The sequence below is a fragment of the Paenibacillus sp. FSL R10-2796 genome, from assembly GCF_037965315.1.
GTDB classification, from domain to species: domain Bacteria; phylum Bacillota; class Bacilli; order Paenibacillales; family Paenibacillaceae; genus Paenibacillus_AQ; species Paenibacillus_AQ odorifer.
In genome coordinates this window covers 299,781-314,217 of sequence record NZ_CP150178.1, presented here as the reverse complement: position 1 = coordinate 314,217, position 14,437 = coordinate 299,781, and the positions used below count along the sequence as shown (strand labels likewise).

At 43.1% G+C, this 14,437-nt stretch carries 11 protein-coding genes; 5 read left to right on the top strand and 6 right to left on the bottom strand.

Annotated elements, in window-relative coordinates; genetic code table 11:
• Positions 1 to 44: 44 nt before the first annotated feature.
• Positions 45 to 845, bottom strand: a complete 801-nt coding sequence (locus NST58_RS01440; RefSeq protein ID WP_076126993.1) for a hypothetical protein — start codon at positions 843 to 845, stop codon at positions 45 to 47.
• A gap of 526 nt (positions 846 to 1,371) precedes the next feature.
• On the opposite strand from NST58_RS01440, the gene hflX reads away from it, so the two are divergent.
• Positions 1,372 to 2,637 (top strand): GTPase HflX, encoded by a 1,266-nt coding sequence (hflX, locus tag NST58_RS01435; RefSeq protein WP_076220524.1) that lies wholly within the window; start codon positions 1,372 to 1,374, stop codon positions 2,635 to 2,637.
• A gap of 155 nt (positions 2,638 to 2,792) precedes the next feature.
• On the opposite strand, the gene NST58_RS01430 is transcribed toward hflX, so the two are convergent.
• The 4 genes from NST58_RS01430 to NST58_RS01415 form a co-directional block, all read right to left on the bottom strand.
• Positions 2,793 to 3,521: a protein-glutamine gamma-glutamyltransferase gene (locus NST58_RS01430; RefSeq protein WP_076305114.1), complete on the bottom strand. Its 729-nt coding sequence runs from the start codon at positions 3,519 to 3,521 to the stop codon at positions 2,793 to 2,795.
• A 75-nt stretch (positions 3,522 to 3,596) separates the two neighbouring features.
• Complete coding sequence (locus tag NST58_RS01425) at positions 3,597 to 4,859, bottom strand: helix-turn-helix domain-containing protein (protein ID WP_339245775.1); 1,263 nt, start codon at positions 4,857 to 4,859, stop codon at positions 3,597 to 3,599.
• A gap of 500 nt (positions 4,860 to 5,359) precedes the next feature.
• Positions 5,360 to 6,493 carry an alanine dehydrogenase gene (gene ald, locus NST58_RS01420; protein WP_038568222.1) on the bottom strand — a complete coding sequence of 378 codons (1,134 nt, stop codon included), beginning with the start codon at positions 6,491 to 6,493 and terminating at the stop codon, positions 5,360 to 5,362.
• Between the two features lie 281 nt (positions 6,494 to 6,774).
• On the bottom strand, positions 6,775 to 8,001 hold the full coding sequence (locus tag NST58_RS01415) for a Zn-dependent hydrolase (protein ID WP_076192557.1): 1,227 nt from the start codon (positions 7,999 to 8,001) through the stop codon (positions 6,775 to 6,777).
• A gap of 220 nt (positions 8,002 to 8,221) precedes the next feature.
• On the opposite strand from NST58_RS01415, the gene NST58_RS01410 reads away from it, so the two are divergent.
• Genes NST58_RS01410 through NST58_RS01395 form a run of 4 tightly spaced genes read left to right on the top strand, consistent with a single transcriptional unit; the run spans position 8,222 to position 13,262 of the window.
• Positions 8,222 to 9,280: a glycosyltransferase family A protein gene (locus tag NST58_RS01410; RefSeq protein WP_339245773.1), complete on the top strand. Its 1,059-nt coding sequence runs from the start codon at positions 8,222 to 8,224 to the stop codon at positions 9,278 to 9,280.
• Positions 9,277 to 10,404, top strand: a complete 1,128-nt coding sequence (locus NST58_RS01405; RefSeq protein WP_076126981.1) for a polysaccharide pyruvyl transferase family protein — start codon at positions 9,277 to 9,279, stop codon at positions 10,402 to 10,404. Before NST58_RS01410 ends, NST58_RS01405 begins: the two co-directional genes overlap by 4 nt.
• On the top strand, positions 10,379 to 11,926 hold the full coding sequence (locus NST58_RS01400; RefSeq protein WP_076126979.1) for a sugar isomerase: 1,548 nt from the start codon (positions 10,379 to 10,381) through the stop codon (positions 11,924 to 11,926). The genes NST58_RS01405 and NST58_RS01400 overlap by 26 nt, the downstream gene beginning before the upstream one ends.
• Before the next feature lie 19 nt (positions 11,927 to 11,945).
• Positions 11,946 to 13,262: a glycosyltransferase family 2 protein gene (locus tag NST58_RS01395; protein WP_339245771.1), complete on the top strand. Its 1,317-nt coding sequence runs from the start codon at positions 11,946 to 11,948 to the stop codon at positions 13,260 to 13,262.
• Here NST58_RS01395 and NST58_RS01390 read toward each other — a convergent pair.
• The gene (locus NST58_RS01390) at positions 13,248 to 14,348 is read right to left on the bottom strand and encodes a beta-eliminating lyase-related protein (RefSeq protein WP_339245769.1); all 1,101 of its coding nucleotides are present in this window, start codon (positions 14,346 to 14,348) and stop codon (positions 13,248 to 13,250) included. The genes NST58_RS01395 and NST58_RS01390 overlap by 15 nt on opposite strands.
• Positions 14,349 to 14,437: the final 89 nt, after the last annotated feature.

Here is a 14,437-nt window from a genome sequence, read left to right as displayed (position 1 = left end):
GGAACATTCGCGTAAATGCGAATGTTCCTTTTTCACAAGAATAATTACCATTGCTCGGACATTTTAAAGGTAACTGCGAGATCGTCCCCGCCCGAGAGGGAGTTTACCACCAATGTGACAGGTTCATCATGGAACTCGTATGAGAGTCGCTCATTAAGTAAATTGACCGCCAGATTCGCATACGCCCCAGAAATCCCTGATCCTGTACCTTGCATAATAACTTTTCCACCCGTGACCGTAGTGCAGGTATAGTTCACTAGCAGCGCCGTGTCCGTGACAGGAATATTTGTAGTCGGTGTAGGATAATTCTCGAAGGCCCCATCAAGGGTCCCGCCTGCAACGACCATATATCGCACAGGTCTTTTGGACATAACATCTAAAGCTGCCGGTCGAATCTCAGCCGCAAGACCTTGTGGAATAGCAAAGCCAGGACGCCTCATGAAGCTGATTGCTGCAAAGTCAGTCGATGTAACGGTCACGTTATCACGTATTTCCGAAGTTATTCGGCTCACTTGAAACACTTCAAGATCAACGGCCGTCCATACACCGTCCGCATCAACAAGGAAAACCTGAATCTTCATCTGCTCCTGTGAATATACAAAATTAAATTGGAATAAATCCTCTACCATGACATAGGTCTTGCTTAAGGTCTCCTGATATTGCAGCTCAAATAACTCTTCAACAAAAATGGCCTGGGGACTGACACTATTGGATAAGCCCGTAATATAACAAAACGCGCCAGCCGATCCATTGTTGACAACTTTGATCACTACTTGATCTATTGGCCGAGTACCGTCGACTGGTAAATTAATAATGGTGTTTGTGGACAGAACAGGCAATGTCATCACACCTCCTATATATCAATTCATATATGATATGTAAACATTGTTTAGAATTATTGGGTGTAATTAAAATACAAGAGATGTTCCAGAGCATAAATTGAAATTTGCCACTAAATAACGAATGTGGTAAACTCGACTTAACTTTTATGAACGGAGGGTTACGTGTGATAGACTTTATCCGAGTTAGAACTTTGCGCGGCTAATTGAATAGCGCTAAAGCTCTGCCCATGTGCAGAGGACTCAGGATTGGTCTACCCATTTTTAAAGGTAACCCGATAATTTAACAACAGCGTGTAGGGAGGATTCTCTTCACCTCCATTCCTTTAAGAATTGAACATCCATAGAAGCCGATTAGCCAACTGCTGCTCGCAAGGGATCAAAGTGACTCTTCCCTGCGACTGGACTGTTGTTTAATTCATTCTACCTATGGAAGGCCCTAACTCTGACGTCCTCTAACGAACCGTAAGCACAGGCAGATTGCCTGTGTTTTTTTGCGTTTATTATTTACTATTGGAGGATGAATAAATATATGGAACAAATACGAGAAAAAGCAATTATAGTCGGTGTCCAGCTTCAGAACGAAACGAATTTCGCCTATTCGATGGAAGAGCTGAGCAATCTGGCAGTTGCCTGTGACCTTGAAGTCGTAGGAGAGCTTAGTCAAAAGGCAAGTCGAATTAACCCCTCCCATTATATCGGGACAGGTAAAATCGAGGAATTATCGGCACTTTTAGAAGCACACGATGCTCCTATTGTTATTTTTAACGACGAACTGTCACCTTCACAGATCCGCAATTTGGAGTCCGCACTGGACCGTCAGGTCATTGACCGGACCATTCTGATCTTGAATATTTTTGCGGAAAGAGCGAAGACCAAGGAAGCCCAGCTGCAAGTTGAAGTAGCCAAGCTGCAATATATGCTGCCGCGCCTCACAGGTCTTCGTGAGTCGCTGGGCAGACAAGGTGGCGGAGCTGGACTTAAAAACAGAGGTGCTGGTGAAACCAAGCTAGAGCTGGACCGCAGAAGAATTGAAGAGCGGATTACTGCTTTACAGGTTGAACTGCAACAACAAGTAGCAAGACGCCAAATCCAGCGGAAACAACGGCATAAAAATGAAGTTCCCGTCGTCTGCCTGGTAGGCTATACGAACACCGGAAAATCCAGCTTAATGAATGTCATGGTAGAGACTTACCATCCGGGTTCCCATAAACAAGTATTCGCCAAGGATATGCTGTTCGCTACACTAGAGACATCGGTTCGCAGCATTGAGCTGCCTGATCACAAAACCTTTTTATTAACAGATACTGTCGGATTCGTCAGCCAGCTTCCCCATCATCTGGTCAAAGCGTTCCGCTCCACTCTTGAAGAGGTTACCGAAGCGGACTTATTGATTCACGTAGTCGATATTTCCGATCCGCAGCATCAACAGCATATGGCGGTTACAGATGAGACGCTCAAAGCACTTGGCGCTGACCAGCTTCCAACGATTTATGCCTATAATAAAGCTGATCTGACTGATTTGCCTTACCCGCAAATTGAAGGTGACAATGTCTACCTTTCCGCCAAGCAAAATAGCGGAATGGCTGAACTTACCGCTCTGATCCGCAGCCATGTTTTTACGGACTATGTCCAGTGTGAGATTCTGGTTCCATTTGATCGGGGTAATGTAGTCTCTTATTTCAATGAACATGCCCATGTTCAATCTACTAGCTATGAAGAAACAGGCACACGCCTTGAGCTGGAATGCAGAAAATCTGATTTTGAGAAATTCCGCAACGATTTTATTGAGCTATAACAAATTAGAAACGACGTGGTAATCCTTAATTAAAAAAGAGGGATAGAGTTTTCAGAGTTATCTGAAGCTCTATCCCTTTCCTTTGTGAATAAAAAATGAACAATACAAAAGAGCCCCCTCTTTGCATTGCTCAGTAAGTATAAAATAGGCAGACGCTAGATCTTATAAATATAGTTTCTAGAGCCTATCCTTGAACATACAGTGTATCGGAAGCTTCTATTGTTGGCTGCCGGTAAAACCGTTCCTGCAGATAACCGCTGTAAGTAATTAAAGTCTGGATGCACCGATTCATCCGTTAAATAGGCCGAGATATCACTCCCATATACTCTTTCCTGATTCAGAGAGTCTATGATGATCTCTCCAGTAGTAATCCCTATGCCATGGCCGTAAAACAGATCATTTTCGAGTTTAATTGCATTCTCGCCCTGCCATTCTGGCTTGCTCGGAGCATGATCGGGATTCTTGAAATATACAACGTCTCCCCGCTGCGTTAGTTCCTTGTTGTAGTTTGTAATTAAGCGTAGATTCTCATCGTAATTCCAGTCCCATAAGAACAAATCCTTGAAATACTGATTAAACGCTTCCTCACCTATAGCTTCAATCGTCGCCCGATACATAACAATGACCATGGCTGTCGCGCATTCAAAGGCATATAAATGACCATTCCGAAAAATATCTTTAATCCCCACTGTGGGTTCCACGCCAGCGTTCAGTTGAAGCCCACCAATCTCTGTACGTGTCCAAAACTGCGGATTGCAGCGGGAATCATCAAATGTTGCAAAATCCACTCCACTTTCATTTAAAGCTTCAGCCGATTCCACGATGCTATCTCTCATTTTGCGCTCAAAGTCAAGGGCATCGGGTGAACGAACTTCCTTCACCATGCTTAGTCCCTCCAATGTAATAGGTTCTAAATATAGGTTATTGTACGTGTTCGTTACCGGGTTGGTGCTTAATTCTCATGATTCCCTGGCATCCACGAACCACTGGTTAAGCTGCCGTGTCTCTTCCGTCAAAATATCCAGGAAAATAGAAGTGCGATAACCCGTATCCTTCAAGCTTTTGCCCGTAATCTCTGCAATTCGGTTTAATCTATAAAGCAATGTATTAGTGTGTATATGTAAAAAAGCCGCGGATTCCTTTAAATTGCCGCTTAATGATAAATAGACAGCGATGGTTTTGAGAAAATCACTTTTATGCTCGCGATCATGTTCTTTTAGCGGATATAGCAACGGGCTTTTACGAATTCGACTGCGCTTTTGCTCCATAATAGCCGGTATATATGCCCAAAATCCAATCTCCTCGTACAATAGCAGCTCCCGCCCATGAAAAGGCAGCAGCTTTTTGATCTCCACAATGGACACCGCTTCCCAATAGGCAATAGCCGCGGACATATATTCAGTGTAATCGAGACTACAGCCAGCAGCCAGTGTGCAGCCTTCACTCTTATACATATCCTCCATTGTTTTATGCAGGAATGAAGATAATCCACCCGCCCCCTCGATCACAAAGCTGAAGGAAAACAAAATAATCAGCCGATTATGCTCAGCCGTCAGAAATAGTAATTGCAGTCCGGAATAAGATGCCATAACCTGCCGAAACCGGAGTATTAAATGATCATCGATTACCTTGTCACTTTCAAACACGCTAATATAATATTTTTCCGGCAAAAGAATGGACCAAAATTCCGCATCCTTTTTAATATTTGCTTCGTTGTCGTAGTGGGAGGTAATCAGCTTCCAGAAAAAGTCCTCATGCGTTTTGTCCTGCTTCGTTTTCCAACCTCGCTGCTTAAGTAAATAACGGCCTACGATACCTGCCGCCTTCTCAACGATATTTTCGGCATGCCCTTCTACCAGGTTGCCTGTATCTACTACCCATATGTACCCGAGAATTTCCTTTTGATGTTTAATACAAATGGCCAGCCGGGGACCAAGTCCCACCTCCAGCACTGCAGGAATTCGAATGGGATGTGCCGCGCTCTCCAGCTGCTGCATAATCCCTTTTTTGCGCAAGCCAATAATCACAGCGTTAGGTACACGCTTCCCGATAATCGTTGAAATCCGCGCGGAGTCACTCTCAAATTCATGCGAGCTGTAGCCAATCACATGATGATTGCTGTCCTCAATGGTAACTTGAGACTGGAGCGATTCACTTATCGCATCTGCCAATGATTCCATACTGTCGAAGAAACGATCAAATAATGGATCCTTATCTGTCACTAGCTTCACTCCCACCTGAAGAATAACCAAATCCTGTACTCTAGAGTGATTTCATTATAGTATGCATCCCCCTAGCTGACTATAAGATAAATAGCTGGTGTAGGTGAGGGACGAGATCGGCTAGGTGAGGAAGGTGTTTGGGACGGGGATGTTTGGTGGGGGTTTTGTTGAGAGTTTTGTGGGGAGTTTTGTCGGGGTATTTGGGAAGGTTTAATAGTTGTTGGTGATTACCAAATGTTATAAGTGGTTTTTAGGGAATAACCCCCGGAAATCTCCATCAAAGCTTTCACCCGATCCATCCAACTTCACTACGTAATCTATCCACCATCACACCACACGAGCAAACAACTACTGTATCTAATTACTCTGAAACACAATCTATTTACTTTAACATCGTACTGACCAACTTCCACCCGGTCTCCACCGCAAGAAACGCCAAACAGCAAGCTCCCCGCAGAGAGCTTGCTGTTTGGCTCATTCCATTATGGAACGTGTCTATTTTAGATCAATGTGAATGTCTGCTCCATGGCTTGCTCAACCGAATAAGGTGTCTCACCCAACGCTTCGGCAACAGCTTGGCAGGTGATTCTGCCATTGGCTACATTCACGCCGCTTCTTAAGCCGTCATTATCCTGAATCGCCTTGATCACACCTTTATTGGCAATTTGCAGGGCATATGGAACTGTAACATTTGTTAAGGCAATAGTTGAGGTCTTAGGAACAGCGCCTGGCATATTAGCCACGGAATAATGCAGCACGCCGTGTTTCACAAACACGGGATTATCATGTGTCGTCACTCTGTCGATGGTTTCTACAATACCACCTTGGTCAATGGCCACGTCAACGATCACTGATCCCGGCTTCATGGTCTTGACCATTTCTTCAGTAACCAGCTTCGGTGCTTTAGCACCCGGAATTAACACGGCACCTACCAGCAGATCCGCTTCAGCCACTGCTTTGGCAATATTATAAGGGTTAGAGATCAACGTATTAATCTGTGCTCCAAAAATATCATCTAATTGACGTAGTCTCTCCGCACTGAGGTCAACTATCGTAACATCTGCGCCTAAACCAATAGCCATCTTAGCTGCATTAGTACCTACTACACCGCCGCCAATGATACTCACTTTACCTCGACTAACGCCAGGAACTCCGGAAAGAAGAATACCTTGTCCGCCGTAGTTCTTTTGCAGGAACTGCGCGCCCAATTGGACGGACATCCGGCCAGCTACTTCGCTCATCGGTGTTAACAGCGGCAAGGTGCGTCCATGAACAACCGTCTCATATCCGATCGCAAAGACGCCTTTGTCTTTTAGCGCAGCAGCCAAGGCAGGCTCTGGAGCAAGATGAAGATACGTAAATAGAATAAGGCCTGGACGGAAATAGGGGTACTCAGTTGCTAATGGTTCTTTTACCTTCATCACCATTTCAGCAGAGCTCCAGACCTTTGCTGCATCCTCAATCAATTGTGCTCCGGCAGAGACATACTCTTCGTTAGGAAATCCGCTGCCCACACCGGCTCCAGCTTCTACGAGCACTTGATGACCTTCAGTAATTAAACTAACTACACCCGCAGGGGTTATGGCAACACGATTTTCATTGTTTTTAATTTCTTTAGGTACTCCGATAATCATCATTCATCTCTCCCATCTAATGTAGATCCCTTATGTAAAGAATGATAACATATGATTAGCATTCCCATTTTGTTAAAAAATTAAAATATTATCTACCATGATTGTGTTTTTACACAAAGGATCAGACTTAACTGCCCATTAATCTTTAACCATTTTGGTACTCAACACAACCATCTTTATTATCTCATAAAAAAAGACACCCTATAGAGTGCCTTTTTGACGATTTTGTATGAAATTAAAGCGACTACCTTATCGCATTATGTTATATTAAGTGACATTACCTATCTTGATAATAACAACATCACTGTTTCTAACACTACATTTACCCCTTTTTCGCAGTCTTCATAAGAGGTTAGTTCCTCTTCACAATGGCTTTTACCCTTCACGCTAGGCACGAACACCATTGCGGATGGCAGAAAGCTGGCTACGAATTGTGCGTCATGCCCTGCACCACTTGCGATCTTTCGACTGGAATAACCCAAGGTTTGAGCCGCTTGCTCCACCAAATCACACACATTCTGATCAAACCACACCGTATCTCGGCCCCAAAGCTTAGTCTTGCTTACTTCACAATCCAGCAGTTGCTCTGGCAAACCGTTGATAATGGCTTCCACTTCACGCACAATCTCCATCTCTTTATGTCTGGCTTCAATGGTGAAAATCACTTTATTGGGAATGACGGTATGGATATTAGGAAGCACATTCATTCTGCCCATGGTATACACAAGCTCGGAATCGAGCGCCCCCAGCTTGCTCCGCAGCTCAATAATCATATCTGTGGCAGCAAACAAAGCATCTTTGCGCATCGCCATAGGGGTTGTGCCCGCATGATCGGATTCTCCCGTCACCTCAATCTCGTAACAGGCCATACCAACTACACAGTCAACCAGCCCAATCGTCAGCTCCTCTTTTTCAAGAACAGGCCCTTGCTCGATATGAAGCTCCAAATAAGCGGTGGCTTCGGTGATACGATTGCTCATTTCTCCCTTATATCCACTCTTCTCCAGCGCTTCACCAAAGGTGATGCCTGCTGGATCTTTTTTGTTCAACATAACACTTTTATCAAACTTTCCGGACAACACACCAGAGGCCATCATCGATGGCTCAAAACGTGCCCCCTCTTCATTCGTAAAATTCATAATCGTCACCGGAACCTTCGGCTTAATCCCGTAATCTACAAGCGTCCGCACCACCTCTAGACCCGCGATAACCCCCAGGACGCCATCGAATCTGCCCCCTTTTTTCACAGTATCCATATGCGAGCCAATCACAATCGGAGGCCCGGAAGTTTCGCCTGCCAGTGTGGCATACATCGTCCCCATATCATCCATCTTCACAGACATTCCGAGCTCTTCACAACAGGCACGAAAATAATCCCGAACTTTAAGATCCTCTTCCGTCAGCGATAATCGGGTCACGCCATTTTTATCTGTACGCCCATAATCGGCAAATGCCTCGATTGTATTCTTCAGTCTCTCACCGTTCACGAATATTTTTTGCAGCTGCATCCCAGATCCCTCCGCTTCGAGCATTTTGTTGGCTTTCTATCTATGTTAAACCAAACCATAATATTTTCATTTTACATATTGTAATAACTATTATTCACATGATGCTACAACGAGTAGAGCCAGCAATAAGTAAACTAAAGTAGTATATACAATCTTTTCATACGAGGGGTAAGCTTAAGATAGCTTATCATCCAGTTTTCCACAGGAAAGGAGCGAGCCCATGAATCTAAGCCTTGTGATCCCGGTATACAATATAGAGCAGTATATAACCCCTATGTTTAATTCACTGCTTGACCAAAGCGATCCGCATTTCGAAGTCATCATCGTAGATGATGGTTCTACGGATAACACTTACAACGTTATAGAAAAGATTCTTTCGCGTAATCCCGCCCTTTTCTGTAAAGTCATTCGAACGGAGAATCATGGAGTAAGCGCGGCTAGAAATAGGGGATTAGCTGAAGCCACAGGTAATTATGTTCTTTTTGTCGATGGAGATGATTATGTCTCCGCAGACTTGGTCTCAACCATTCATTCTTATACTCAAGATGAACAACCCGAGATTATTTGCTGGGGTTATAATCATGTCTCAGAAGGCAGAGAAACTCTATTAAGCTGTACCTCTGATTTCAGCGACGTGACGGGAAGCGAAGCACTGGCGCGGATTTTCGTGTACAAAAGCTTGCGAATATGGACAGGGAGTATCGCTTATAAGCGAGAATTCTTACTTCTCCACGGGTTAGGTTATACAGAACGCTGTGTGAATGGAGAGGATCAAGAGTTCATCTACAAAGCCTTGTCCAGAGCGGCCAGAGTCATCTCAATCCCGGATATACTATCATTTTATTTACAGAGAAACTCCTCCATCTCCAACAGCTATAACGTGAATAAATTCGATGTAGTGGATGCTTTCAAAAGAGTGGATGAATATTTCAAAACCTATCCCTTTGCTGAACTAGATACGATCTCACCTTTGTTAATGAACCGGGAGCTGATCGAGAACTACTTTTTCAACCTCAAAACCTGTCTAAATGGTACGGAAGGGGTAAGCATTCAGGAATTACTTCGTGACATCAACCATACCTATCCCAAGCTCAATCAAGAAATGGATGAACTCATAAGACGTTATAGAGGAGATAATCGCAGATTAACCCTTTATATCAGAACATTTTTAATCTCCCCGCTTCTATATCACAGATTCATCTCTGTGGAGAGAGGCTTATCCCGGTTCAAGCGCAACCTACTTAAAGGGAACGGAACCCGAAAGGAATCTAGAATATGAAAAAGATGCTGATATACGCCTATACCGAATTTAATCTGGGCGATGATCTATTCATTAAGGTGCTGTGCGAAAGATATCCGGATACCAAATTCAGAATTTGCGCACCACGCCTCTATAAACAATGTTTCAAAGAGCTCCCTAACCTCAAAGTGTATCCTTCCGATTCCCTTCTTCTAAGAGGCATTGGCTATATTTGCAGGAAGCTAAAGATACATAATGTGGCTCACAAATATCTGGCAGATCACTCAGATGGCGTCGTTCATATCGGCGGCTCAATTTTCATGGAAGCAGACCACTGGGCAGAGCATTTCAAGAATGCAGAAGTCATTCGTAATCAAAATAAGCCTTACTATCTGTTAGGATCTAATTTTGGCCCTTTTACAAATCAAGAATACTATGATGAGCACAAGCGGATTTTCAAGGATTATACAGATATATGTTTCAGAGAACAGTACTCTTATGATTTATTTAAGGATCTGGATAATGTCCGCTTAGCCCCAGATATTATTTTTCAGCTAGACCCGCCAGATATTCCAAACGAACCGGAGGATTACATCGTCTTATCCGTTATTAAACCTTCTGCGAAAGGTCTGAACGGTTTTGACAACCTCTATTATGAAAAAATGAAAGAACTCGCAATTTATTTCATTGAAAAAGGTTACGCGGTTCATTTCATGTCATTTTGCGAACACGAAGGCGATCAACTGGCGATTGAAGAGATTCAGCGCCTTATCGGTCCCTCCTACAAGGATGCTATTCAAGTGCATTTATATAAAACGAACATGGAAGAAGTGTTGTCCGTGTTAGCTAATGCCAGTTCTATTGTGGCTTCAAGATTCCATGCAATGATTCTGGGCTGGGTATTTAATAAACCGGTATTCCCTGTAGCCTACAGCAAAAAAATGGTCAATGTAATGGAAGATGTTGGATTCACAGGTCTGTATGCCGATTTCAACACGCTGGAACAGGTCCAGCCTGCACAGATTTTTGAAAGTATGATCACCTGCTCTATGGATGTCACACTGCAAGCAAAACAAGCCGAAAGACATTTCGAGCATCTAGATACGTATTTACCGCTTTACGAAAGGGGGATTCGTTATGAAAGCCAAGCGGAGCATTCTTAACTTATCCTTTGGACTGGGAAGTCAACTCATCACGATTATCCTCGGTTTTTTTATACCCAGACTGATAATGGTCAACTATGGCTCTGAGGCCAATGGGTTGATCGCTTCGATTGTGCAGATTATTAGTTATTTGGCGCTGCTGGAAGCAGGTGTTGGGGCGGCCTCGATCCAAGCACTTTACAAGCCGGTAGCTTCGGATAATAAAAACAATATCAACTCTATTCTGGCTGCCACCTCCAGCTATTATAAAAAAACAGGCATTTACTATTTCTTCGCCGTACTGCTACTCGCCATCGTGTACCCGCTAGTGATCTCATCTGAGATCGATAAATTATCGATTATGGTCATTATTTTGCTTACGGGGATGGGCGGAGCAATCAATTATTATTTTCAGGGGAAATTCAAGGTTCTGCTCGCTGCGGAGGGAAAAAGCTATGTAGAGACTTCCATTGTCACTGTGGCTAATATTATGAACAGCCTGATCCGGATTCTGTTATTACTGCAAGGTGTGGACATTATTGCGGTTCAAGCTTCCTATTTTATCTTAACTTTACTTCAAATCATCGCTTTCTATATTTATATGAATAAGAATTACAAGTGGATCAACCTGAATCTCAAACCAGACTATGAAGCCATTGGTCAAAAGAATTCCGTATTAGTCCATGAAATCTCCTATTTGGTGTTTAGAAATACGGACGTACTTATATTAACCATCTTTACGAATCTAAAAATCGTCAGTATCTATGTTATGTACAATATGATTTTTACGATCGTGGATAATATCGTCCAGACCATAAACGGAAGTGTGAAGGCTGCCCTCGGGCAAAGCTACCATGAGAGTAAAGAAGCATTTATTAAATTTTATGATGCTTACGAAGTGTATTTTATGGGGCTTATCTTCTCGATTCTAACGGTGGCTTACATTTTGATTTTACCCTTTATGAAATTGTATACCGCTGGGGTAAACGACGTGAATTACATTGATATGTGGCTGCCGGTCTTGTTCGTAGTCATCAAATTATTAACCAATGCCAGAACGTCTTCCAATAATGTGATTACCATCGCTGGACATTTCAAAAAAACACAAAACCGTTCCATTCTGGAATCCGCCATTAATCTGGTGGCTTCTGTTGTCTTCGTAATCTTCATGGGAATTTACGGTGTACTGATGGGAACGATAGTTGCCCTCCTATACCGCTCCATAGATATTGTGATTTATGCCAGCAAACATTTGCTGGACCGCAGTCCATGGGTCACTTTTAGAAGATGGCTTACGAATGCAGTAGTTTTTGTAGGCATTATTCTCATCACAACTGCCATCGACATCCCGATCCATTCCTATCTGGGGCTTATGATCTGGGGTGTACTTCTAGGACTAGTGATCTTGCCTGTATATTTTGTAATCGGCTCTTTAATGGAACGGGAAGTCTTCCTCTATACATGGGAACATCTCAAAAAGTATCGATACAAACTCAAAAATAAAATTAACGCTCAGCCTGAGGTAAGTGGTTTATCCAAATAACACAACAGGAGGACTGGAAATGGATCATAGCGAGGTTTTGCAGCAAGCCTGTTACGTCTTTCTAAACGACCTAAATGATGAAATAAACCATTCACCCACCATCCAAATAGAGGATACAGAACTATTGCAAAGATGCCGCCAGATCATAGATCAAGAACAAAATGTACAAATCAAACCTTATCTGGAAACCTTATCTGAGGTTATTCATGCCTTTCTCACGGGGAGGGCTTCAGAGGATACTTTAAAATTCTATCTGTCTGAACAATTCAACGTTGTTGCCAGTGATATCGCAGGTTTAATTCAGGGGTTGGTTAAAATGGAAAGCCGCATTTCGGATACGGAAATTTCCTACCCAGCAGTCCAATCCTTATCCGATTCTCCCAAGATCAGTGTCATTATCACCACCTATAATAGAAAAGCATTCCTATACCAAGCGATCCAAAGTATCTTAATGCAGGACTATCCCAATAAAGAGATTACAGTGATTGATGATTGTTCTACAGATGGCACGGAAGAGTTAATGCAGCAACACTTTGGGGCGGAGCCACGGGTCATTTACATGCGCAATGCTACCAATAGCGGACCTGGAAATAATCGCCGAAAAGCTTTCGCTGCACATAGTGATGGGGAATATGTTCTTTTTCTCGATGATGATGATTATCTGATCGACATGAATTATTTCAGTAAAGCTGTCCGCTTCCATCTCCTTCATCCCGAAATATCATTTGTAGCTGCGAATGTGTTTCTGGAGTATTCCAAAGCCAAACAACTAAAAATCTCCAATCTGCAGCTTAGCAGCATTATTAAGAAACGCGATTATTTCATGAATTTCGAGAAAAAAGGATATCCAAAACCCGCCTCTACTTTAACTACTGTCTTTAAACGAGAGGCCTTAATGGCTATGGATATCCTAGATATGAATATGGTCAACGATGCTTCCATCTATTTGCGTTCCCTGCTGGTAGGTGATGCGGGCTTCATTGATGTGATTGCCGGCGTGTACAGAATACACGGGAACAATATCACCTTTAATCTGAGCCAAGGATTCTTAATTGAGAATCTGGAAGAAAAGAAACTCATTAAGAATATGGCCGTGCAGAAATATGGATATAACGCACAGGAAATGACGGAATGGTTCAACCACAATGCTTACGATACGATCTCATACTATTTATTAAATTCTGCAAAGGACGCTACAGACTTTAAATTCATGTACCATTGGGCGCTTAACCATTGCCCGCTGATCTACAATCAATTAAAAAATGAGTTTCGCATGAAGCTTATTAAAAAACAACTATTACGAATCTCCTTACTCCGCACGCTACTCGGCAGATGATTCGCTCATTAGCTTATCGAGCAGCAGAAAAAACTCTTTAAGTTTTTCTTTTGGGATGTCGGCATACTTGTCTCCAATGCTGATCTCACAATAAGAAGTATGTTCCCCGGTAGCTCTTATACCCGCGCTTAAACCGATTCCTGTCGCCTCATACACCGCTGACAGAATCGGTTCAATTTGTTCCTTAGACATTTGAAAATGCATGTGAAACATATTGGAGACAGGTTGAGCGGGCAGAGTGGTTACGCCGTGACATTGATTAACCCAGGCAGCAAGCTCCTTTGCACCTTCATAATACTGCTGCATGTTGCCTTCTCTTTGCTGGTAATAATAATCAGAAGAAATGATGTACGGATATAAGCTGATTAAGTCTCCACCATGCCGCCGTTTCCATATCTTTGATTGCTTCGTAAAATCTTCACTGCCTGCAAGAATTGCCCCAGCGATTCCTCCAATTCCTTTATAAAAGGATATATACACACTATCAAAGAGTGCAGAAATTTCAGCTGCTGACTTCCCGTAATACGGAAGGATCTCAAATAATCTTGCCCCATCCAAATGCAATTTAATGCCGCGTGCACGGCAATGAGCAGAAATAGCTTCAAGCTCCGTGTACTCTGGCAGCTGACCACCAATCTCGCGCTGGGGTAATTCCAGTAACAGACAGGCGATATCCTCCTTTAGGTTCGCCACATCCTCCAAAGTGATTAATCGGTTCTTGTCCGCAAGCAAGATAGGCTCAATATGATGTAATTCCTTCAGGCCATCCTGCTCATGGATCTCCAAGTGACATAAGGGATGATAGGCTACCTTTTTCACCTCTTTTTCATCGCACCAAATTCTTAAAGCGATTTGCTGCGCCATCGTTCCGCTCGGAAAGAAAACCGCGGTTTCTTTGCCCAGGATATTCGCCATTTTCGTCTGGAAATCTTCAATCACTTCGCCCGTTCCATAAATATCAGATGCCGTACTGTTCTCTACGGCTGCCAAGGCTTCCTTCAACACTTGCACATCTCTATTCCCATTCCCTGCGATTCGATAGGCCGTTTCATTAAAAGCCTCTTGTACGGTTTTTTTTCCGTTCATTCGTTGGATAACCCCTTCCGGATTTGCCTTGTCCCTAATATAGACGAATTTCCAAAAATCCCATCTTAATTTTACCCGATCTAAGGTGA

Coding starts and splice junctions, on each gene's coding strand:
- NST58_RS01410 (WP_339245773.1), top strand. CDS start 8,222: ATGAATCTAAGCCTTGTGATCCCGGTATACAATATAGAGCAGTATATA.
- ald (WP_038568222.1), bottom strand. CDS start 6,493: ATGATTATCGGAGTACCTAAAGAAATTAAAAACAATGAAAATCGTGTT.
- NST58_RS01415 (WP_076192557.1), bottom strand. CDS start 8,001: ATGCAGCTGCAAAAAATATTCGTGAACGGTGAGAGACTGAAGAATACA.
- NST58_RS01405 (WP_076126981.1), top strand. CDS start 9,277: ATGAAAAAGATGCTGATATACGCCTATACCGAATTTAATCTGGGCGAT.
- NST58_RS01395 (WP_339245771.1), top strand. CDS start 11,946: ATGGATCATAGCGAGGTTTTGCAGCAAGCCTGTTACGTCTTTCTAAAC.
- NST58_RS01390 (WP_339245769.1), bottom strand. CDS start 14,348: ATGAACGGAAAAAAAACCGTACAAGAGGCTTTTAATGAAACGGCCTAT.
- hflX (WP_076220524.1), top strand. CDS start 1,372: ATGGAACAAATACGAGAAAAAGCAATTATAGTCGGTGTCCAGCTTCAG.
- NST58_RS01400 (WP_076126979.1), top strand. CDS start 10,379: ATGAAAGCCAAGCGGAGCATTCTTAACTTATCCTTTGGACTGGGAAGT.
- NST58_RS01430 (WP_076305114.1), bottom strand. CDS start 3,521: ATGGTGAAGGAAGTTCGTTCACCCGATGCCCTTGACTTTGAGCGCAAA.
- NST58_RS01440 (WP_076126993.1), bottom strand. CDS start 845: ATGACATTGCCTGTTCTGTCCACAAACACCATTATTAATTTACCAGTC.